The 22,512-nt window shown below is 48.8% G+C and carries 20 protein-coding genes; 15 read left to right on the forward strand and 5 right to left on the reverse strand.

What is annotated here, in order from left to right:
* Positions 1 to 257: 257 nt before the first annotated feature.
* Complete coding sequence (locus tag EIZ48_RS07440) at positions 258 to 404, reverse strand: hypothetical protein (RefSeq protein WP_160649737.1); 147 nt, start codon at positions 402 to 404, stop codon at positions 258 to 260.
* Positions 405 to 1,053: 649 nt separating this feature from the next.
* Between EIZ48_RS07440 and EIZ48_RS07445 the strand changes: the two genes are divergently transcribed.
* Genes EIZ48_RS07445 through EIZ48_RS07455 form a run of 3 tightly spaced genes read left to right on the forward strand, consistent with a single transcriptional unit; the run spans position 1,054 to position 4,663 of the window.
* Entirely contained in the window at positions 1,054 to 2,280 is a 1,227-nt protein-coding gene (locus EIZ48_RS07445) for a serine hydrolase domain-containing protein (protein ID WP_160649739.1), read from the forward strand.
* A 43-nt stretch (positions 2,281 to 2,323) separates the two neighbouring features.
* Complete coding sequence (locus EIZ48_RS07450; protein WP_160649741.1) at positions 2,324 to 3,568, forward strand: MFS transporter; 1,245 nt, start codon at positions 2,324 to 2,326, stop codon at positions 3,566 to 3,568.
* Positions 3,569 to 3,601: 33 nt separating this feature from the next.
* On the forward strand, positions 3,602 to 4,663 hold the full coding sequence (locus EIZ48_RS07455; RefSeq protein WP_160649743.1) for an NAD(P)H-dependent flavin oxidoreductase: 1,062 nt from the start codon (positions 3,602 to 3,604) through the stop codon (positions 4,661 to 4,663).
* A 27-nt stretch (positions 4,664 to 4,690) separates the two neighbouring features.
* Here EIZ48_RS07455 and EIZ48_RS07460 read toward each other — a convergent pair whose 3' ends face one another.
* Positions 4,691 to 5,269: a TetR/AcrR family transcriptional regulator gene (locus EIZ48_RS07460; protein WP_160649744.1), complete on the reverse strand. Its 579-nt coding sequence runs from the start codon at positions 5,267 to 5,269 to the stop codon at positions 4,691 to 4,693.
* A gap of 128 nt (positions 5,270 to 5,397) precedes the next feature.
* On the opposite strand from EIZ48_RS07460, the gene EIZ48_RS07465 reads away from it, so the two are divergent.
* Both EIZ48_RS07465 and EIZ48_RS07470 read left to right on the forward strand, forming a co-directional pair.
* Positions 5,398 to 6,441 carry an alkene reductase gene (locus EIZ48_RS07465; RefSeq protein WP_160649746.1) on the forward strand — a complete coding sequence of 348 codons (1,044 nt, stop codon included), beginning with the start codon at positions 5,398 to 5,400 and terminating at the stop codon, positions 6,439 to 6,441.
* Between the two features lie 149 nt (positions 6,442 to 6,590).
* On the forward strand, positions 6,591 to 7,040 hold the full coding sequence (locus tag EIZ48_RS07470) for a DUF3429 domain-containing protein (protein ID WP_160649748.1): 450 nt from the start codon (positions 6,591 to 6,593) through the stop codon (positions 7,038 to 7,040).
* Between the two features lie 7 nt (positions 7,041 to 7,047).
* Here the strand turns inward: EIZ48_RS07470 and EIZ48_RS07475 are convergent, their stop codons facing one another.
* On the reverse strand, positions 7,048 to 7,548 hold the full coding sequence (locus tag EIZ48_RS07475) for a hypothetical protein (RefSeq protein WP_160649750.1): 501 nt from the start codon (positions 7,546 to 7,548) through the stop codon (positions 7,048 to 7,050).
* Positions 7,549 to 8,002: 454 nt separating this feature from the next.
* Here EIZ48_RS07475 and nosR point away from each other — a divergent pair, with 454 nt between their 5' ends.
* The 7 genes from nosR to EIZ48_RS07510 all read left to right on the forward strand — a co-directional run bounded on the left by nosR (position 8,003) and on the right by EIZ48_RS07510 (position 16,731).
* Complete coding sequence (gene nosR / locus EIZ48_RS07480; RefSeq protein WP_338046907.1) at positions 8,003 to 10,135, forward strand: transcriptional regulator NosR; 2,133 nt, start codon at positions 8,003 to 8,005, stop codon at positions 10,133 to 10,135.
* A gap of 128 nt (positions 10,136 to 10,263) precedes the next feature.
* Entirely contained in the window at positions 10,264 to 12,168 is a 1,905-nt protein-coding gene (nosZ, locus tag EIZ48_RS07485) for a TAT-dependent nitrous-oxide reductase (RefSeq protein ID WP_160649754.1), read from the forward strand.
* Positions 12,169 to 12,262: 94 nt separating this feature from the next.
* Complete coding sequence (locus EIZ48_RS07490; protein WP_160649756.1) at positions 12,263 to 13,600, forward strand: nitrous oxide reductase family maturation protein NosD; 1,338 nt, start codon at positions 12,263 to 12,265, stop codon at positions 13,598 to 13,600.
* Positions 13,601 to 13,610: 10 nt separating this feature from the next.
* Entirely contained in the window at positions 13,611 to 14,603 is a 993-nt protein-coding gene (locus EIZ48_RS07495; protein ID WP_160649758.1) for an ABC transporter ATP-binding protein, read from the forward strand.
* Positions 14,600 to 15,418 carry an ABC transporter permease gene (locus tag EIZ48_RS07500; RefSeq protein ID WP_160649759.1) on the forward strand — a complete coding sequence of 273 codons (819 nt, stop codon included), beginning with the start codon at positions 14,600 to 14,602 and terminating at the stop codon, positions 15,416 to 15,418. The genes EIZ48_RS07495 and EIZ48_RS07500 overlap by 4 nt, the downstream gene beginning before the upstream one ends.
* Before the next feature lie 56 nt (positions 15,419 to 15,474).
* Positions 15,475 to 15,975 carry a nitrous oxide reductase accessory protein NosL gene (locus EIZ48_RS07505; protein ID WP_160649761.1) on the forward strand — a complete coding sequence of 167 codons (501 nt, stop codon included), beginning with the start codon at positions 15,475 to 15,477 and terminating at the stop codon, positions 15,973 to 15,975.
* 183 nt (positions 15,976 to 16,158) lie between these two features.
* Positions 16,159 to 16,731 (forward strand): SOS response-associated peptidase, encoded by a 573-nt coding sequence (locus EIZ48_RS07510; protein WP_160649763.1) that lies wholly within the window; start codon positions 16,159 to 16,161, stop codon positions 16,729 to 16,731.
* A 32-nt stretch (positions 16,732 to 16,763) separates the two neighbouring features.
* On the opposite strand, the gene EIZ48_RS07515 is transcribed toward EIZ48_RS07510, so the two are convergent.
* Positions 16,764 to 16,979: a hypothetical protein gene (locus EIZ48_RS07515; RefSeq protein ID WP_338046908.1), complete on the reverse strand. Its 216-nt coding sequence runs from the start codon at positions 16,977 to 16,979 to the stop codon at positions 16,764 to 16,766.
* 148 nt (positions 16,980 to 17,127) lie between these two features.
* On the opposite strand from EIZ48_RS07515, the gene EIZ48_RS07520 reads away from it, so the two are divergent.
* Both EIZ48_RS07520 and EIZ48_RS07525 read left to right on the forward strand, forming a co-directional pair.
* Positions 17,128 to 18,147 carry a hypothetical protein gene (locus EIZ48_RS07520; protein ID WP_160649765.1) on the forward strand — a complete coding sequence of 340 codons (1,020 nt, stop codon included), beginning with the start codon at positions 17,128 to 17,130 and terminating at the stop codon, positions 18,145 to 18,147.
* Between the two features lie 4 nt (positions 18,148 to 18,151).
* Positions 18,152 to 19,204, forward strand: a complete 1,053-nt coding sequence (locus EIZ48_RS07525) for a hypothetical protein (protein WP_160649767.1) — start codon at positions 18,152 to 18,154, stop codon at positions 19,202 to 19,204.
* 44 nt (positions 19,205 to 19,248) lie between these two features.
* Here the strand turns inward: EIZ48_RS07525 and EIZ48_RS07530 are convergent, their stop codons facing one another.
* Positions 19,249 to 20,175, reverse strand: coding sequence for a LysR family transcriptional regulator (locus tag EIZ48_RS07530; protein ID WP_160649769.1), 927 nt, complete (start codon positions 20,173 to 20,175; stop codon positions 19,249 to 19,251).
* A gap of 488 nt (positions 20,176 to 20,663) precedes the next feature.
* Here EIZ48_RS07530 and EIZ48_RS07535 point away from each other — a divergent pair, with 488 nt between their 5' ends.
* The gene (locus tag EIZ48_RS07535) at positions 20,664 to 22,442 is read left to right on the forward strand and encodes an ABC-F family ATP-binding cassette domain-containing protein (RefSeq protein ID WP_160649771.1); all 1,779 of its coding nucleotides are present in this window, start codon (positions 20,664 to 20,666) and stop codon (positions 22,440 to 22,442) included.
* Positions 22,443 to 22,512 lie beyond the last annotated feature (70 nt).

Below are 22,512 nucleotides of genomic sequence, written 5' to 3' on the forward strand. Positions count from 1 at the left end.
ATTTCTGTTCGTCACAACCAAGTTTTGCCATTTGCTTCCTTCAGATTTCACCTCACGGTGAACACCCTTGCATAGGCTAACGGTTCTCGCTCGACTGAGCCCGTAGAGGACTTTCACCTCCTAGAACAACGCCATGCTCGGCGCACACTTATCAAGGGAGGCATTCAATGCCTCCCTTTTTTCTAAATAAAAAGCAAAGGTCAACCTCGGTTGACCTTTGCTTTATCTTGCTAAGCGATACGCAAACAAAGACGAAATCAGATACGATCTGTATCTCGGATCATCTCTTTATCACGATCTTGTCTGTCAGCATACTCATCATCGACAGTCGGCTGATAAGACAGATCATCTGTGGTACTGCACCCTAGTAATGTTAAGCCGAACAGCAAAATTATTATTCTCATCTTGTCACTTCCTTTTTTACTTATAGCAACCTAATACTAGTACATTAACCTGAATAATCCATAAACGACCCTCAACAACGGTGGTTAATTAGGTTTTATATAATAAAACCTAATTTATTATTTATATTCCTGCTCATAAATGAAAAATCACAACATCCATTTATTAAGGGCTTAGCCAATGCCAAACGTTTGCTATTGAAAAATAAGAAATCATTGTCATTTCAATTTTTATATTGATGTTTTTATAAGGATTTATATGAATTAAACAACATTATCATTACTTTAATGATGTTTTGAATCAAAGCTCGCAAAACATCACATTATCTTAAAAAAGTCGATTGATGATGATTTTTGATTCTTTCATGACATTCTCATCGCCATCCATCAATACCCGAGCCTCAGTGAAACCCATATTCAAACTCTATCAGTCGCCAAAATGCTCAAGCATGACTTATACCCAAGCTACAAACCTTAAACCTGTAACTTAGGCAGGTTTAGCTGCATTGTTTTAGACAAGATGAACTTTCACTTATTTACCAGAGTAAATACTCACTGGTCGAAAGTTCTGTTCTATCATTTCTAGAGGCTGGACAGTGATCAAGCCTACGCAAACAGCAGGTTTCGGTTAAATTGAGCTAAGGAGCTAGCCATGAAAAAAGTACTTGGGAAGAGCTGCCTGATTCTGCTTTTTATCTTCAGTGTGGCCGCTATTAATTATAAAACAGAGCTTCAACAGCTTTATCATACCGTGCGACTGTTCGATCAGGATGTCATCGTTGAGAACTTCTCCAACATGAAACGGCTAGCTCCGACAAAAACAGTTGCCGCTTCAGGTGTGGTTGACGAACTAGACCACTCCCCTTCACCGCTTCCCCGGCACTTTACCTATAACGACAAGTCAGTTGATATGCAGAACTGGATTGAGCGCTCCAGTACAACCGCCCTGGTGGTGTTAAAAGGTGATAGCATCACTTTCGAGGAGTATTACCAGGACACAAATGAGTTTGATCTGCGAATTTCATGGTCAATGGCCAAATCGTTTCTCAGTGCTATATTCGGTATTGCCGTCGAAGAAGGCCACATTTCAGATTTAAATCAACCGGTCACCGACTATGTACCCAGTTTAATCGGCTCAGGTTATGACGGTGTCAGCATTAAAAATGTCCTGCAAATGTCCAGCGGCATCTATTTTAATGAAGATTATGGCGACTTTTTCAGTGACATAAACCGCATGGGCCGGCTTATGGCGTTGGGGGGAAGCTTTGATGAATTTGCCGCGTCGCTCACTCGATCGCGCGAGCAAGGTACATACCTGTCATATGTCAGTATGGACACCCATGTTATCGGTATGGTGTTGCGTGCAGCGACGGGGATACCTATCGAAGAGTATTTTAATGACAAGCTGTGGTCAAAATTAAATACAGAGCGCGAGGCTATATATATCACCGACAGCACTGGCGAGCCTATGGTATTGGGAGGGCTAAATCTTATCAGCCGAGATTACCTACGAATGGGAAAACTATACCGAGATTATGGCCAACTTGGTAATCAACAGATTATTCCAAGCCAATGGATAGAGCAGAGCATAACGCCTGACGCTCCCCATCTCATACCCGGAAAAAGAGAGAATTCGAATACACATTGGGGCTATGGTTATCAATGGTGGATCCCCGAAAATGTCAATCAAGAGTTTTTAGCGATTGGCATCTATGGCCAATATATTTATATTAACCGCTTAGCTGATGTCGTCATTGTAAAAAACAGCGCAGATCTTACGTTCATGGATAATAGCTATGAGAGTATGGATTACTCTCTCGCCGCATTTAGGGCTATCGCCCATTCATTGTCTGGCAATGTTATCACCCAAGCAGAATAGTATTGCAATAACGACTTGATATACGTATACCCAAAGGAAAATAATGTTAAGGAAAATAGCTAGCTCTCTGTCGATCTATCAAGGGCTACCAAGCGATATCTATTTTATTGCGTTCGCGCGTTTTCTGCTTGGTCTCGGGAATTTTATTATTCCTTTTTTAGTCTTGCTGCTCACTCAGAAATTAGGTTATTCCACCACTGTGGCAGGCGGACTGGCTATGGGGGTTACCGGTGTTTACTTGTTCGGTAACTTAATTGGCGGAAAGCTTTCCGATAGCTTCGGCCATAAACGCATAATGGTGACAGGCGAGCTGGCAGGAGCGGTAATATTAATTGTCTGCGGCTTTTTCTCTGAAAGTCACTTATTCGCACCTGCTTTATTATTCATAAGCTATTTTTGTTTCGGCGTATCCTTTCCGGCCAGCAGTGCCTTGGTTGCTGATCTATCAACCCCAAAAAATCGTGATGCGGTTATGTCACTCAGCTACCTTGCCTATAATTTGGGATCGGGCATTGGACCGGTGCTAGCCGGATACCTTTTCTGGAATCATACCGTTTGGATCTACTGGGGAAATGGTATTGCCGCCTTTATCGGTATTGTGGTCGTCATGCTATGGGTCAAAGAGCCCAAACACAACATACACGATGTAGATTCAGATCAACCTGAATTAGAAAGAGCGGCTGAAGGCTCGGTGTGGCAGGTTCTTCGCCAGCGTCCCCGACTGATTATTTTTACGCTTTGTTGCACGCTGCTCTGGTTTGCCTTGTATCAAATGACAATGACCACACCGCTATATTTAAGCCATGTATTTGATAAACATGGCGCGGTATTATTTGGTCAGTTGATGACATTTGCCAGTATTCTTGTCGTGTTGATCACACCATTATTAATGCGCCTCACCAGCCAGCAGTGCGAAATAAAAAGTTTGGCAATCTCAGGTCTATTATTTGCCGTTGGCTACTGGGTGATCTTACTAAACACCACTATCGCCATGCAGTTTTTCGCCTGGATTTTCCTCTCTGCCGCAGAAGTATTGTTAGTCACCAAAGAGGGGGTCTACCTTGCCAATCACTCTCCCCAAAGTCATCGTGGACGAATTAGCGGGATATTAACCACAATTCGAAATTTGGCCTTGATGCCAACTTATGTCTTTATGGGAGCGCAAATTCAGCAATTCGGCTATCAAAGTACATGGGCAGTAGTCATTACCATTTCGTTGTTAGCTGCACTGTCATTATGGACCTTGTCGCTACAGCAAGGCAAAAAGCAAGAGGTGGCCTTGGCCTAAAAGCGCGCCTCCAATAGTTAAAGGGATATAGCTATGGATAATAAACACTTAGTAGGATTGGTTGACTTACTAGGCACTGACCTGCCTCTCATTCAGGCCCCCATGGCCGGAGTGCAAGACAGCGCGCTGACCATTGCTGTCAGCGAAGCGGGCGGACTGGGGTCACTGCCTTGCGGGATGCTAGGTATTGACGACATCGTTAATGAAATCACCGAGATCAAACGCGCTACCAATAAACCTTTCAACCTCAACTTCTTCTGCCATTCTCTGCCGGAATACGACATCAACCGCCAGTCGCAATGGCAGACCCTTCTTAAGCCCTATTTTTCAGAGTTGGGCATGAATTGCCAGAGCTCTCCCCAGGGAACGACAAGGGTGCCGTTCAGCCATAACATTGCCGATGTCATCGAGCCCTTCCAACCCGAAATAATCAGTTTTCATTTCGGCCTACCCGATGATGACTTGCTCGAGCGGGTCAAGGGCTGGGGCTCGAGGATCATCTCTTCAGCTACCACAGTCCAGGAAGCTCAGTGGCTGGAGGCCAGAGGAGTCGATGGCATAATTGCCCAAGGTTTTGAGGCCGGTGGACACAGGGGGATGTTCTTGACCGATGATCTATCGACGCAGGTCGGCACCTTTGCGCTGGTATCGCAGATTGCTAATACTGTCCGTGTACCTGTCATTGCCGCAGGAGGAATAGCCGACAACAAAGGTGTTCAGGCAGCGCTAACACTAGGTGCCACAGCCGTTCAGGTAGGCACTGCCTACTTATTGTGCGATGAAGCCAAAACCAGCCATTTGCACCGGACAGCGTTGAAAAATGTCAACGCCCGGCCAACGGCCGTCACCAATCTATTCACTGGCAGGCCTGCTCGCGGTATCGTCAATCGTGTCATGAAGGAGCTGGGTGCGATGAATACATCAGTCCCCGCTTTCCCCTCTGCCTCAATTGAGATGGCCCAGCTGCGAAAATTAGCTGAAGGCCGGGGGATAGATGATTTCTCCCCGCTATGGAGCGGTCAGAATACAACAGGCTGCAAAGAAATTTCAGCATCGGAGCTGACCCGACAGTTGATGTCGGGCATCACTGTATAACTAGACGATAAATCTTTGCTCGAAAAGCTATGAACAAATATGCTCAAAAAGCTGATCAGCAAGATTACGTAAGGCTCCCTCAGTTGGCTTGGTGTGAGAGAAGGTCCTGATCCCGTAGATCCCCATTACCAAAAACTGCGCCAGCTGTTGGTGATCGCGGTTCGAGGGGAGCTCGTCATCCTGCTGTGCCTGGTAAATTTGGGCTGCAATCCCCTCTTGCCATTGCTTGAGCATTTGGGCAATGACACTCTCGACTTCATCATCCTGAGCCGCCAGTTCACTCAAGGCCTTTTGCAGCAGGCAATCTTTGATTTCTTCCCGCTCACACTCGTCGACAACGTTATCAAGATAACGCCTTAATGCATCAAGTCTTGAGGTATTGTCTTCGAACAAAGCCATGAATTCCGCCTGGCGATCTGAACGATACTGCTCAAGCGCGGCTAATAGCAGTCCCCGCTTATTCTCAAACGCGCAGTATATCGAGCCCGGATGCAAACCCGTGGCTTTCTTTAGATCCTGCATGCTGGTTTTGCTATAGCCCTTGGCAATAAATGCAGCCATTGCAGCTCTTAATACATGTTGGCGATCAAACTCAGCACTTCTCATAGACAACTCTTTCAATAACCCTATACCCAGTGATTCTAATCAATATTGAGCAATCATTCAAAAAACATCTTGAATGATCGTTCAAAAAGGTCTAACTTGAATACGCATTCAAGAATGAGGCTAGAGACATGACGGAAAATCTATTTCAACCATATGCACTGAACGATACACTAACCCTTGAAAACCGTATTCTTATGGCACCGCTAACACGGTGTATGGCTGACGATGATTTAGTACCAACCCAGGCAGTGGCTGACTATTACGCACGTAGAGCTGATACCGGGTTAATTATCTCTGAAGCGACAATCATTCGCCCCGACGGTCAGGGATACCCAAATACCCCGGGTATTTTCTCAGCGGAGCAAATCGCTGGCTGGCAAAACGTCACAAGCGCAGTCCATGCAAAAGGCGGAAAGATTTTCGCTCAGCTTTGGCATACCGGGCGTGTTGCGCATCCTCACTTCTTTGACGGCGAGTACGTACTGGCACCTTCCGCCAAGAAAGTCGAAGGCAGCGTACCTCGCATGCGTGAGCTGACTTATACCGTACCTAAACCGGCAACAGCGGAAGAAATCGACCAACTTGTTGCTGATTATGCCCAGGCAGCCGCTAACGCTATCGAGGCTGGCTTTGACGGGGTGGAAATTCACGGTGCCAATGGCTACCTGATCGATCAATTTCTTCATTACAGCAGTAACGATCGTGAAGATGAATTTGGTGGCACACCGGAAAATATGGCGCGTTTCCCGCTGGCTGTTGTCGATGCCGTCTCCCAGCAAATTGGGGCAGATCGCACAGCGTTACGAGTATCACCGGGGGCCTACTTCAATATCGAAGGTGACAAACGTGATCGTCAGGTCTTTGATTATCTTCTTGCAGAATTGGAACAGCGTGAACTGGCCTTCCTTCACATCGGCATTTTCGATGACAGTATGGAATTTGACTACCTGGGCGGTACCGCATCCAGCTACGTACGTAAACAATACTCGAAAACCCTGGTTGGTGTAGGTAGCTACAGCGCCGAAACAGGCAGTGAGGCTATCAACGATAATAAATTCGACCTACTGGCAATTGGCCGGCCGCTGATTGCCAACCCTGACTATGTCGAGAAAGTAAAAAAAGGCCAGACTCTGGTTGACTACTCCGACGAAATGCTTGCCGAACTGATATAACCCAACGCTTAGCCTGACTACCGGAGAGGCACCAACTTCTCCGGTCCTTCCTGCTTCACAAAAACTCAACCCGAAGCAACAACTAACCCTCTGCTATGCTTTGAAAGTGCCTATTACTTTAGCCACATTTCTTTTGCAGGGGAGCTTCCATGGAACAATCACCCGACAGAATAATGACCCGGCTAGCCTATTTCGGGCTATTACCGTTTATCATCAGTTTGATTTGTATCTGGGCCGACAAAACGATGTTTGGCCTGAGTGCCCAAAAGGTATTTATAGCCTACAGCGCCGTCATTCTGAGTTTTCTCGCCGGGATCCTCTGGGGAAATGCCATTGATCATATTAAACACCAGCTCAGTCGCAACGCCCTGATCCTCAGCATTCTGTTCTCGCTGATTGCCTGGGGCGTATTGCTTCACTCTCCGGAAAGCTATGTAGTGTCTATTTTGGTACTGCTGTTTGGTTTTGTCGCAGTCTGGTTTGCCGAAATGAAGATTCGTCAAATCGAAAAAGAAGGGAAGCCTGAAGGCTACCAGCCAATGCGCAACCGCCTGACAGGCATTGTTGCTGTACTTCATCTGGTAGCGATGGCAAGCTGATGACCTGTTAGCTACCCTGCTCAGGAATTAACTTGAAGCGAATCACCTCCAAGGTTTGTGGGTGAATAACATGGACCTCGTTCGGGGTGTATTGCTTCACCACAATATGACCGCTTTTCGGCAGCACTTTCTTTGCCGAACCGACCACATGGTGCGCCTTGAAAGCCTGGCCGGTAACATTCAGCATCCCCGTTAGCGCGCCTTCGGTCTCATCGTTAGCATTTGGGTTAATCGACAGAATAAACCCACCCATTTCGTTAACCTTCAAGATATAGTGGGAGTTTTTGCTGCTATATCCTTCCCAAGTACCCACCGGCATCGGTACATCCGCCAAGCTTGAATAGTGCTGGTATAAGTTTCTATGCTCTTCACTTTCAGGCTGGTACTTAGAAGCAAAAAACTTATACTTGGGCTCGTCATGATCTGGCTCCGGCGCACTTTGAAGAATAAAAAAGCCCACTCCGCCCAACAGAGCGATAGCAATCAAGAATTGAAAAAAACGAATCACCGCAGTTCCTTTTGATACCCGTTCAATACAACCAATCGTGGTGCATAATCCACAACAACACTACAGGTATTATTTCGGTTAAATAACAAATCTCTTGAGCCAGAAAATGATAAATCTTTTCATCGCTAGCTTCATAAAACTGACATAGAGTGCCACATCATCACCATCGATAGATATATGCAACTCAGAAACAACGACAAAACAGTGTGTCGTGTATCACTAATCACCATAAAAAATAAGCACTTCTACCCATGTTATCTATTCTTTAAAAGTCAAATCTATTACCCGGCAACCGAGTGGCCTCATTCGGTAAGTAATAGAGTTCTCAATTCGACAAGATAAATGTAACAACATGTGAAGAAATTGATCTTAATCATGAATAGCGCCCAAAAGATACATCTAGAATACCACATTAAAGATAACCACTTGGGTAACACTGCCCGGGAGTTCGTTGGTGAAAACAATCAATCTAATAAATACCGCGATATTACGTGTAATCTTGCTTTGTTCACTCTTCCTCGGAGGGATTGCACCGGCTAATGCACTGTTTGTCAGCCCGCCCAAAGACCCTATTCCCCTTATCAAAGAAACTTTTCCGACCGCGACTCGTATTGAAGACAAACAGGGCGAGCCCCCGGTATGGCAGGTCTACCGCGGTGATGACATTTTAGGTTATGCCTTTGAAACCAATGATATAGCAGAAATACCCGCCTACTCCGGTGAACCAGTCAACATGCTGGTAGCCATCGATCCCAACGGGGATTACCTGACAGCCAAAGTACTTGAACACCATGAACCGATTATTTTGGCAGGTATTCCGGAGCAAAAACTATGGCGATTCGCCGATCAATACACCGGCTTGTCCGTCAAAGACAGAATCAAAGTCGGCGGTAACGAGAATCAGGGCTATGTCGCGGTTGATGGTCTGTCCGGGGCAACCGTAACTGTTATGGTAATGAATGTAGCCATCACCAAGGCTGCAACAAAAGTAGCTCAGTCACTGGGCATTGTTAAGAAAGAACAAGGCATCATTCAACCACCCTCCACCATACACCAGGATCAGTTTGAAAAAGCCAACTGGCTCCAGCTAACCGGCGATGGCTCCATCCGCAAGCTCTACCTTACCAACGAGAAAATCGATGAAGCCTTTGTTGGTACCGAGGCCGAGCACGTTGATAACGCGCCGGCCGATGAGAAACAGGAGATGTTTGCCGAAATCTACTACGCACTGGCCGACGTACCGACCATCGGCCGCAACCTGTTCGGTGACGCCGACTACGAGTGGTTGACCTCTTCCCTAAAACCCGGAGAGCATTTAGTCGCCGTACTGGGCAACGGCTATTCGTTCAAAGGCTCAGGTTATGTACGTGGCGGGATCTTCGATCGTATCCAAATCCACCAGGGCGAAAATGAAGTTTCGTTTCGCGATCTCGACCACAACCGAGTTACCGATCTCTATATCGACGGTGCGCCATCATTCCAGGAAATGTCAGTATTTCGGGTCCAGGCGCACCATGAGCTTGATCCCGGTGCCAGCTGGCAGCTTGAGCTACTGGTCAGACGCCAGACGGGTCCGATCGACAGCATTTTTACCAGCTTCAAGGGCAGCTACGACATGTTGGAAAAATATGTCGACACCCCACCAGCTATTATTCCCGAACCAGAGCTGTCACTCACCCAGCAGGTATGGAAAGAGCGCCAGGTCGAGGTGGTTATCCTGCTCGCGTTGCTAGGCGTGCTGCTGCTGATCCTGTTCTTCCAGGACATACTGGTGCGCCACCCGACCTTTGTTCATAACCTGCGTCATGGCTTCCTGGCTGTCACCGTGGTATTTATTGGCTGGGCATGGAGCGGGCAGCTATCAGTGGTGAATGTGTTCACCTTCTTGCAGGCGCTTATGAGTGACTTCTCGTGGGATCTATTCCTGCTTGATCCGATTATTTTCACTCTGTGGTGTGCAGCAGCCGTTACTGTTCTACTGTGGGGGCGCGCAGTGTATTGTGGCTGGCTGTGTCCTTTCGGGGCACTTCAGGAGCTGGTCAATCAGTTCGCCCGTCACTTTAGAATTCCTCAATTTGAATTGCCTTACGCAGTACATGAACGTTTGTGGGCAATCAAGTACCTGATCCTGCTGATTCTGTTCGGGATCTCTCTCGATTCGCTGGCTCTGGCTGAGCAATTCGCTGAAATCGAGCCGTTCAAGACAACCTTCTTACTGAAATTCGACCGGGAGTGGCCGTTCATTGCCTGGGCTGCATTTCTGATCCTAATTAACCTGATTAATCGCAAACCTTTCTGCCGCTACCTATGTCCACTGGGTGCCGCCTTATCGGTAACCAGCGGTATGCGCCTGTTTAGCTGGCTGAAACGTCGCCCTGACTGCGGCACGCCCTGTAAGACCTGTGCCAAGGAATGTGAAATTCAGGCAATTCAGCCTGACGGAGAGATCAATATGCGCGAATGCCATTATTGCCTCGATTGCCAAATTACCTATTACAACGAAGAGAAATGCCCGCCGCTTAAGAAGCTGGCGCGCAAAAAACGCCGGAACAGTGAACTGGATATCCCCGTCACTGTTACCGACTAGCAACACCTAGATACCGAATAAGTTCCGAGTAAAAAGGAAACACGAGTAGAAGACAATCCATCAAGTACTGATGTCCCTACAACTATTAATAACCGTGGCGTGTATAAAAACGGTATGGAGAGCCAACCATGAGTGACAACAAGAACAATGATCTGATAGAGCAACCTCATCAAGACACATTGCCAAACGAGGAAAGGCGTAAATTTTTCGGCAAGACAGCCGCTATCGGACTAGGTGCAGCCGTTGCCCCGATGTCGGCAGCCATGTTTGCCTCAATGGCCCAGGCCAAGGCATCGGAAGCCGCAAACAGCGCGTTTATTCATCCGGGCGATTTGGATGAGTACTATGGCTTCTGGAGTGGCGGTCACTCAGGTGAGGTACGTATTCTGGGCTTGCCTTCAATGCGTGAGCTAATGCGTATTCCGGTCTTTAACACTGACAGTGCTACCGGGTGGGGTCTCACCAACGAGAGTAAGCGAATCAAAGGTGACAGCGCCGATATGCTGGCCGGGGATTCGCACCACCCGCACATGAGTATGACGGACGGCCGCTATAACGGTAAATACGTTTTCATCAATGACAAAGCCAACAGCCGCGTTGCGCGTATCCGCTGTAATGTGATGAAAACGGATAAGATGCTGACTATTCCGAATGTCCAGGCTATCCACGGCTTGCGGGTTCAAAAAGTGCCTGAAACCAAGTACGTGATCTGTAACGGTGAGTTTGAAATCCCGATGAACAATGACGGTAAGGCGACGCTGGAAGATGTCAGCACCTACCGCTCACTGTTTAACGTGATTGATGCCGAGAAGATGGAGGTCGCTTTCCAGGTGATGGTCGACGGCAACCTCGACAATACCGATGCCGACTACGACGGCAAATACTTCGCTTCGACATGCTATAACTCCGAAATGGGTATGACGCTGGGCGAAATGATCACCGCCGAACGTGACCACGTGGTCGTTTTCAATCTCGAACGCTGTGAGGCGGCACTCAAGGCCGGTGAATTCAAAACCTACAACGGTAACGATGTACCGGTACTGGATGGCCGCAAGGGCTCCGAGCTGACCCGTTACATTCCGGTACCTAAGTCCCCGCACGGACTGAATACGTCCTCTGACGGTAAATACTTCGTCGCCAACGGCAAGCTATCCCCGACCGTATCTGTGATTGCCATCAACAAACTGGATGACCTGTTTAGTGACAAGATCAAACCACGTGATGCTATCGTAGCCGAGCCTGAACTAGGCCTTGGTCCACTTCACACCGCTTTTGATAACCGTGGCAATGCCTACACCACCCTGTTCCTCGATAGCCAGATTGCCAAGTGGAACGTCGAAGATGCCATCAAGGCCTACAACGGTGAAAAGGTAAACTACATTCGCCAGAAGCTGGATGTGCACTATCAGCCGGGTCACAACCATACATCTCAGGGTGAGACACGCGACGCCGACGGCAAATGGCTCATCTCTCTTTGTAAGTTCTCGAAAGACCGCTTCCTGCCTGTCGGCCCGTTGCGTCCAGAAAATGATCAGCTGATCGATATCTCCGGCGACGAAATGAAGCTGGTCCACGACGGACCGACCTATGCCGAACCGCATGACTGTATGATTGTTCACCGCAGCAAGGTCAAGCCGCAGAAGCTGTGGACCCGTGATGATCCAATCTTCGCCGAGACCCTGGCGATGGCTGAGAAAGACGGTGTCGATGTCATGACCCAGAACAAGGTGATCCGTGACGGCAACAAGGTACGCGTCTACATGACCTCGGTTGCACCGAACTTCGGACTCACAGAGTTCAAGGTCAAGCTGGGCGACGAGGTCACCATGGTTGTCACCAACCTTGATATGGTTGAGGACGTCACCCACGGGTTCTGTATGACCAACCATGGAGTACAGATGGAAATCGGCCCACAGGCAACGGCTTCCATTACCTTCATCGCCAACAAGCCGGGAGTCCAATGGTACTACTGTAACTGGTTCTGTCATGCGCTCCACATGGAAATGCGCGGCCGGATGCTGGTTGAAGCCTGATCGGCGAATACGGTTAGCATCAAGGGCTAATCAGACCGATAAAGTGCCGGCCAGTCCGGCACTTTATTCCCATCCCCAGGAAGTTAAGCTGCCGATGATAAAACCGCTAATTACTCTGTTGGCCCTGGCCTTATTCCAGCCTGTTGTATTGGCCAAAACACTACAGGTCAGCGTTGACGATAACCTGCAGACCGTTCTCGACTCAGCTTCAAAAGGCGATGTCGTCTCACTTGATGCCGGTGAATATCAAGGTAATTTCATTCTTCGTCAGGCTATTACCCTCACAGGGAACAATGTCGCCACAATTAACGCCGGCGGCAAGGGCCATGCCCTGCTACTCAAAAGCTCCGACATCCTGATTGAAGATCTCACCATCATCAACTGGGGCAGCGACTTAACGGCACAAAATGCCGGTATCTATTCCGATAAGAAAGCCAACAACCTGATCATTCGCAACAACAAACTACGGGGAGACGGTTTTGGCATCTGGCTACAAAGCGGAAAACACATCAAGGTCGAAGGCAACGAGGTAGAAGGTAACCCCACCCTTCGTTCAGCCGACAGAGGCAACGGCATTCAACTGTCAAAGGTGGAAGATGTCGAAGTCACCGGCAACACCGTCAGCAAGACCCGCGACGGCCTGTATATTATCGCCAGTCAGTACAATGTATTAAAAAACAATACCATGCATGACCTGCGCTACGGGATCCACTATATGTACTCCCACAGCAACGAAGTGCTGGATAATCTGGCCTACAACACCCGGGCCGGCTATGCCCTGATGAGCTCGCGCAAGCTGACTGTAAGGGGCAACGAAACCCGTGACAGCGAAGACTACGGGTTCCTGATGAATTTCATTACCTATTCCGACATCAGCTACAATCGCATTACCAATGTCTGGACCAAGCCTGAAAACAAGGTTCTGGGCCGCGACGGCAAGGGGCTGTTTGTCTACAACTCCGGCTATAACACAATCAGCTACAACACAATCGATACCGCCGAGATAGGCATTCACCTCACGGCCGGGTCGGAGAACGTCAAGGTCTTCGGCAATAGCTTCATCAACAACCCGGTGCAAGTGAAATATGTCTCCAACCGCGAACAGGAATGGAGCCAGGAGGGAGTCGGTAATTTCTGGAGCAACTACCTAGGCTGGGACTTAGACAATAACGGCCGAGGAGACACTCCCTTCGAGCCCAACGACGGCATCGACAAGCTTATCTGGCAGTACCCTGAAGCCAAGGTGCTACTCGATAGCCCGGCCATTCTGATGCTGCGCTGGATCCAAAAGCAATTTCCGGTACTTAAGCCCGCTGGTGTAAGAGACAGCTTTCCGCTGATGACCGTACCGTCAGCCTCCGACGACACGCTGTTCAGCCAGCCGCAATCAACCAAAACCATGCCGCCGATTCCAGACCAAACTGCGGGGTAACAGGATTTCTATGACGACATCTAACAAAGCGACCGCTCCGATCGTGTCATTGCGCAATACGGGCAAGCACTACCAGCAGGTTGAAGCACTGAACAATATCAACCTGCAACTGGATCCCGGTGAGGTTCTCGGCCTGTTCGGCCACAACGGTGCCGGCAAGACCACCATGATGAAACTCATCCTTGGTGTAATCGAGGCCAGCCACGGTGAGGTAGAGGTATTTGGCATTGATCCAAAATCCAAGCAGGCCTGGCACAGCAGGCGACAGATCGGCTATTTGCCGGAAAATGTCAGCTTCTATGATCACCTGACCGGGCTTGAGGTTCTCACCTATTTTTCTCGACTAAAATCGGCAGACAAAAAACAGGTCATCGCCCTGCTGGATCAAGTCGGGCTCACTGCCGCCATGAAGCGTAAGGTCAAAACCTACTCCAAGGGCATGCGCCAGCGACTGGGGCTGGCACAGGCCTTCCTGGGCAAGCCCAAACTGCTGTTGCTCGATGAGCCCACAGTCGGTCTCGACCCCATTGCCACCAAAGAGTTCTACCAAACGGTCGATGCGCTGAAAAGTAACGGGGCCAGTATCATCCTGTGCTCGCATATTCTGCCGGGTGTCGAGCAGCATATCGACCGGGCGATGATTTTATCAGGCGGCCAGCAACGGGCTATGGGCACATTAGCTCAGCTACGCGAACAAGCCAACCTACCTGTTGCAATCCACACTCAGGGACTTGGCAAAACACTGCAGGATGATCCCCTCCTCAGCCCATACCGAGCCGGAGAGAACCGATTAAATGTGCCCGAGAGCGACAAGCTGACCGTGATCCGTAAACTGCTCGAATACAACCAGATTGCCGATCTGCAAATCGAACCAGCCAACCTCGACCAGCTTTACCAGTATTATCTCAACGATAACATGTGCTATGGCTCGTCAGTTTCCGACCAGAAAGAAATCCCCGATCAATCGGCCACAACAACCAACTCGGAGGCCATCAGCTCATGAATCCTGTTTTTGCCGTTGCAATTAAAGAGTTTCAGGACGGCCTGCGAAACCGCTGGCTAATATCTATCACCCTGATCTTTGCGGTCCTTTCATTAGGACTGAGTTATTACGGCTCGGTCGCATCCGGGCAGTTAGGCGTCGCCTCCCTGTCTTCGACCATCGCCAGCCTCTCCAGCCTTGCGGTATTTCTGATCCCGCTCATCGCATTGCTGCTCAGCTACGACAGCTTTGTCGGTGAACAGGAGTCCGGTACCTTACTATTGTTGCTCACCTATCCTATCAGCCATGTTCAATTGCTGATCGGAAAGTTCCTGGGTCAGGGTGCCATCATTTCACTGGCTACCGGTCTTGGCTTTGGTAGCGCCGCCTTATTGCTTGCCATCCAGTCTGACTTTGCTGCAGTTGTCCCGGCTTTCGGCCTGTTCATCCTCACGGCCACCCTGCTTGGCCTTTGCTTTATTGCCATCGCCTATGTGATTAGCCTGGCGGTATCAGAGAAATCCAAAGCGGCAGGCATTGCGCTGATGATCTGGTTTTTCTTTGTATTGGTATTCGATCTAGCCCTGCTGGCCATTTTGGTCGGGGTGGAAGAAGGGCTGTCGCAGCAACACCTGGTCCAGTTGATGATGTTCAACCCAACGGATTTATTCCGACTCATCAACCTCGCCGCTCTAAACACTGAGGATGTCAACGGTGTACTGGCTGTTGCCATCGACCAAAGCCATTCTCCCGCCAGCATGCTCTTACTCATGCTCGGCTGGGTGGTCACACCGCTGGTTGTCGCCGCCCTGGTCTTTAAAAAGAAAAAGCTATAAAGCAAATAACTCAAAATAATTAAGCACTTAATGATTGAATCAGTAAGGAAACAAACATGCGTACTTTATCCCCTCTAAAAACTGTGAGTGTTGCCCTAATACTTGTATTGGGCGTCGCCTGCAGCGAGCAAGAATCGGCGGATCAAGCCATGGTGCGGCAAGCCGTGGCAATCGAGCAGGCCGATGAGTGCCACCTCTGTGGCATGATCATCAGTAACTTCCCGGGGCCGAAAGGGGAGAACTTCAGCAAGTCTTCCGATACTGTGAACAAGTTCTGCTCGACCCGAGATCTATTCAGCTTTGTTCTGCAGCCGGAAAACAAGCGTCAGGTCAAAGAGATCTATGTTCATGATATGAGCAAGACACCTTGGCAGCGTCCGGAAGATGAGTACTTTATCGATGCCCGCGAGGCCTGGTTTGTGATCGGCTCTGAGAAGAGAGGGGCAATGGGCAAAACACTGGCCAGTTTTGCCCAGAAATCTGATGCCGAAGTGTTCATCAAAGAGTTCGGCGGCCAGCTATATCGCTTTGACGATATTACGATTGATGTCCTTTAACCCCAGCCAACCGCAATAGCCTACTGAAACAAGCCCGAAACCCACCGGGCTTGTATACCCTCTCATTACTGCGTTTGCAGATCTATTGATACCGTTCATACTTTTTATACATTCCTAAAATAACAATGAAAAGCGCAGGCAGGAAACATCAGGCAGCCACCAACTGAAGAAGAGGTAACCACCATGTGCGGACGATTCAGTGTGTCAGGCGGGATGTTCAGCGAAATGGTCAGCGAAGAAATCGGCTGCGAGTTCAAAGCCGAGGAAAACCTCGACCTTCGTCCTAGCCAGACCGTATCAACAATTATCTATGTGCAGGGTTCGGTAGAACAGCAGGATGTACACTGGGGGATCCACCCAAACTGGGCCAAAAAACAAATCATTAACGCGCAGGCCGAAACGGTCAATGAGAAAAAAACCTTCCACCACGCGATGCAAAATCACCGCTGCCTCATTCCCTGCAGCGGTTGGTTTGAATGGCATGACGAGGGAGCACCACGCAAGCAGAAGTATCTGTTTAGTCACCGGGACGAACGGCCGTTTTATATGGCCGGGATCTGGTTTCCGGGCGATACCCCGCAACTGGTCACGCTGACAACAGCCGCCAATGAGATCTGCCGTCCCTACCATGACCGCATGCCGGTACTGATCCCGACCAAAGCCTCCTGGAAATGGCTGGAAGGCAATATTACGGCCATTACGCCGCTGCTCAAAGTCGGCAACAAGCTCCCTATCACTGTGACTGCAGTTCACTAATCAGGGCTTTAAGCCGGGAGCGGTTGAGGTAGCTAAACCTCAAACTGAATAAAGTGCATCATCAAGTCGACATCATTCTGTAGTGACAGCGTATAGCCATTACCGACACCCTGTCCCTTGAATTTCCGTAACACAAAAAACTGCCCCATATCGTAAATAGCGGGATTGGAGGGGTATCTTCTTACCAACGCAAAACCGGCCAGTTCACTGTCAACATAAATGAAATAGGGGTAATGAGAAACTTCCATATTTCTTCGGTTCCAAACAGTGACTAAGATATTTGAATGCACCTCGCAGTTTTGATCTAAAGGCCATCAATGCCTTAATACAAATACATTTGTGCCCAGACAGTTTACTACACTTCACATTGTCCCCGTCAATGTGAGGGTATTCCCTATGAAACCTGTTCTCTTTTTAGTTCACGGTATGGGGAACCATACCAAGACTTCGTTTAAAACCGAGGTCGTTACATCGCTCAATGCGGCCTTGTCCTATTACCCCAACCCAGATACCACCAATATCGAATCGGCCTTTGACGTTATTGTTTTTTCCTACAATGATATTTTCGAAGACTATCTTGAAAAGCTAAAAAGCGAGTTTGGCGATATTGTTACCGCTGCCAGCTCAATGCCAGAACTCACAAATATTAATGAACTGATTGATTTCAAAGATGACCTAAAATCAGTTAGCGAAAAAGTCCTCTTCACTACCCATTGGCTTGATGTAGTACTGTATCGCTTTACCATGCTTGGCGAAGCTATCCGGGCCCGTTTCACCAGCCAGCTGTGCCAACTTATTCGTAGCCGGGGATCCAGCAATGTTCATATCATAGCCCACTCGCTCGGCACCGCAGTTACGCTCGATGCCCTGAGCATTCTTTATGACAAAAACCTGCTTATCGATCCTACCGATGGCAAACTTAACCCCATCACCAACCGACTGGGCAGCGTGACATATCTGGCCAATGTCGCCAAAGTACTTGAAGGGGTTGTTCCGGTAGACCAGACTGTCGTCAATCCTTCGGATACTGGTTGCTCAAGCCTTGTCTTTAACATCAACCACAAGCTTGATCCCTTCACTATGGTGCGCCCTTACAAGCCAATCGGCCCGCTTTGGACGCAATTAACCAATATCGATGACGAACTGGAACATTTAGCCACCAAGTTCCCGCATGATGTCGGCAACTACCTCAAAAACCCCATCGTCAATCAACCCTTATTCGAAGTGTATTTCAATAGCCCAAGCTACAGTGACGGCATCGACATTGCCCTGCGCCAGTTCAAAGCCAATAACAAGCTCGTTGCCGCCAGTGAAGAAGTGATTCAGCTTATTGAGGCACTCAAACAGCCCGGGGGCAACGACTGGCAACGCTTCTATTCCGCCTTTAAAACAGTCTACCCATTAATCAAGGAGTAACCACATGTCCAGATGGTTATTGTATGTTGCTCTTCTCTACGGTGTCGGAATTACTGGCGCCTCAGCACAGACAGAGCAAGAATATTGCGACGGCCTAACAACACATCATCAAAACACGCAAAAAGCCGTTCCTCACCAGTTAATGCCTTTTGCCAATGAGATGATGGCCATACAACAAAATTACTGCATTGAATTTTACACTCAGCAGGCACTGAATAATGAGGACTATACCGGTATCAATAACATGTTGATCCGCGCAATCGAAAAGCAAGAACCTGTCCTCATCAGCAATTCAGACTTGGATAAGAATAGTTTTAATCGCTACATCAAGCTGTTAAAAAGTCAGCCTTACCTTCCCCCTCAACAAAAACCACTCTACGTTGGCAACCGAGAGCTTCCTGATGGTTACTACGATGCAAGCAGAACCATCTTATTGTGTAATAGGAACAATTCGGACTGTAAGACGTTCATGACGAACTTTTTCCAGTTGCTAAATCACTCCCACAAGCTGCTAACACTACAAGACGTGGATGCCGCCACACGTATTCATACCAATGCCAGCAAGCAGTGGGATCAATTTCTGGAAGACAGCCTGGTTCAGATGCCCTGGGAGCTATGGTTCAATAGCAGCCGACTGTACTCACAACGGCAGTCATCAGATAACCCGCAGCTATTACTGCCGCCAAGCTATCAGTATATTTTCCTGAGACCCGGTCTGGTCTATGACTTTGTCAGCAATGCCGAAGACGGCAGCCAGAACAAAGCCACCTTGATGCTGGAAGGTATTGGTATTGATGCCTGGGATCGCAAGCAGTGGTATATCCCGTCAGGAGTCTCCGTTGTCGGGCTGTATACTGACCGGGACGGTGTAGATGATCTTGGGTGGGGAGTAGCGCTCAGGTTCAAGACCCAATTCATGCTCGGTGCTTCCTTCTACGGCAGCGATAGCGGTGTTTTTCTGTCAGTCGACTTACTCGAACTGTTTAGAGATAAAAAGGAAACCTTCAAGCAATACAAATCAGCCTTCTATGAGGCACAAAGTGAACTCAACCTCTAGTCTCAGCCGGGAGTGTTAGCACTCCCGCTACAAGTCAATAGCCGTCAGCCATCCAAACTGACGCTATTGATAATCAGCTCCCGCAGCCAACGGTGGCTGAGGTCAAGATCAAAATGCTTGTGCCACAGCAAGACATAGGCTCCCGGCTCCACTACAACGGGTACATCGAGCATCAGCAAATCAAAATGCCGGACCATCTTTGATGCATACCGGGCGGGCGCGCACAAAATAAGATCACTCTGCTCACACAAGCTCATCGCGCTATAGAAATCGGTCATATTGACAGCGATATCACGCTTCTGGTGCTGAAGGCCGAGTACCTCATCCAGCAACCACTGTTCAATACCGCCGAACGTAACCTGAAGGTGACGATACTTCAGGAAAGTCTCCAAATCCCACTTTTCTTGTAGCAGCGGGTGATCCTTTCTGATTAAGCACACCGGGTAATCCCGCACCAGCTCGGCATAATTCAATTCGGCAGGCAGCGTATTGATATGCACCTGAGAACGTTCATCCCACTCCCGGCTACAAATTGCCATATCAATATCGCAACGGAGCAACTTAGCGATACTCTCTTGATTCCAAGTCTGGCTGTTGAGCGTGATATTCGGCGCCTTGACCAAAAGCTCCGGCATAAAAAACGGATAAGTCAGCGAATAGGCCGTTTCAACCAAATCAATCCGAAACTCCCGCTGGCTGAGCGACGGATCAAACGTGCTCGGACGGGTAAACTGATCGAGCTGTTGCAACACCTGGCGTAACTGCGGGGCCAGTTGCATTGCACGCGGCGTTGCTCTCAACCCGTGGGCTGTTCGCTCGAATAGGGGATCATCAAAAGTTTCTCGCAACTTTGCCAGCTGCTTGCTGACCGCCGACTGGCTAAGATGCAACCGCGATGCTGCCGCTGTGACACTTTGCTCTTCAAGCAACACTTCAAGCACCCGCAGCAGGTTATAATCAAAATGATTCAAGCGCTAACCACCATCTAGCCAATAAGCATTAATCTTATTCTACTTCAATATGTTATGAGGATAAATTATCTCAATCCAAATTCAATAAGGCGGAGTATAAAAACCTCAAGTTAAATTGAGGTCAATAAGAAATGTCTTATCGTTCGCAAAAAGCACCGATAACATTATGCAAGCTTGAGGGACCGACACTCTAGCACTACAATGCGACTCATCGATTAATCAATTAAGACAAGGAGGACTTATTATGATTCTGTGTGAAATTCACCTCGCACAATTTTATGGTATTCAGAATCACTCAAGTTTTTGCGATATCGTGCTGCGATAACCTCTGCTTGAGCGAAGCCATTAAGACTACATACTAGAGTTCTCTTCACTCTGGCTTACAAGGTTGTCGTCAGCAAATGTTTGACGATGGCACACGATTTTGCCTGGAGCCAACCTTCGGACAATGACTGGCAAACTGTGCAGCCGCAAATCTTAAGTAAGCAATGAGCACTTTACTATCTGCACAATCTATTTCTTATGATGTTACTTCGGGCCCTCTGCTTGAAGGGATTTCTTTCACCCTTATCAAAGGAGATCGTATTGGCCTGGTTGGCCACAACGGCTGTGGCAAAAGCACCCTGCTTAAACTGCTCAGCAACACCCTTACCGGTTACTCCGGACAAATCACCCACGCCAGTCAATGCCTGATTGAACGGGTAGAACAGCACCTTCCCGCGGAATTACAGTCAGTTTCGATGCTAAATGCCGTCATTGCCCGGCTACCTGAAAGCATCAGACAGACAGAAAGCTGGCAAGCTGAACTGCTGCTATCTGATATGGGATTTAGCGAGCAGGACTGGACTCTGACCGCCGGTACGCTCAGTGGCGGGCAACATACCCGACTGCTACTGGCAAGAGCGCTGATCAGGCAACCTGATGTTCTGTTGCTCGATGAACCAAGCAACCACATGGATTTGCCTACTCTGCTCTGGCTGGAACACTTCCTGCTCAACTGGAAGGGCTGCTTTGTTCTGGTTTCTCATGATCAGCGCCTGTTGGATACAGTCACCAACAGTACCTGGATCATGCGTGACAGAACCCTGCACTTTTTCCGTCTTCCGTGCTCGCAAGCCCGGCAGGCACTGGAAGAAAAAGATCAGGCAGACGAGTTGCGCCATCAGGCCGAGCAAAAAGAAATCAACCGGATAGAAAAAAGCGCCAAGCGTTTGGCTGTGTGGGGCAAGGTCTATGACAATGAAGATCTCGGCCGTAAAGCCAAACATATGGAAAAACGGGCTGACCGGCTCAAGGAAAGCCAGACCCAGCTTAGCGCCGGTTCACCCTGGCAGCTAAGACTCAAAGGGGAGCCTTTGCCGGCTAACCGCCTGCTTGAACTCTCTGCGCTCGATGTTCGCCCTGAGCCCGGTGCGCCCGCTCTGTTCCATGTGCTTGCCAAACAGCTAAAAAGCGGTGACAGAATTGCGATTATGGGCCGTAACGGTACTGGCAAGTCTTCCTTGTTACGCATGTTATGGCTGGCGTATCAGCAACATGTCGAACACCAGGTGACGAGCGATGCGATTGTATTTCACCCGCAAGGGCGGCTTGGCTATTATGATCAGACTCTGCAGCAGCTAAATGATAGCGATACCCTGCTTGAGGCGTTACGCCATTTTGCCCCGCTTCCTGACGAGCAGCGAAAAATGGCTTTGATCAGCGCCGGATTCCCTTATCTGCGCCATTGCCAGACTGTTGCAGGCCTAAGTGGCGGAGAGCGATCTCGGCTGCTGTTTATCGGCCTGACGCTGGCTAACTATCACCTGCTGTTTCTGGATGAGCCGACAAACCATCTGGATCTGGAAGGAAAAGAAGAGCTGGCCGCTACACTCGGTCAATTTAAGGGCGGCTGTATTTTGGTCAGCCATGATCGGGAGCTGATTGAAAAATGCTGCAACCGCTTCTGGCTGGTAGATAATCAGCAACTCGAAGAATGGCATAACCTTGATCAGGTGTATGAAAAATTATCGGGTTACGGCGGCGAACAGCAAGGTCAGGATACCATCACGCGACAACCAACTGATATTTCATCAAGCTTAACGTCCCCGAGTGCAGGCTCGAATACTGCGTCGGATCAGGAGCAGTTGCTGGCCCGGTTGATCGAGCTGGAAGTGTTGCTGGAAGAAGATTTGGCAAGAAAGCCGAAACATCAGAAACCCAAACTTCAGCAAGCCTGGATAAAGGAGATAGCCCAACTGAATGAAACCCTTGAGCTGAGCGAATAGTCGGCCAAGACACGAGACCATCACGTTAAAGGGGGGGATCGCCGATCCCCCCTTTTTTGGGTTACCCGGC

It is taken from the genome of Photobacterium alginatilyticum (genome assembly GCF_009910675.1).
Taxonomy (GTDB): domain Bacteria; phylum Pseudomonadota; class Gammaproteobacteria; order Enterobacterales; family Vibrionaceae; genus Photobacterium; species Photobacterium alginatilyticum.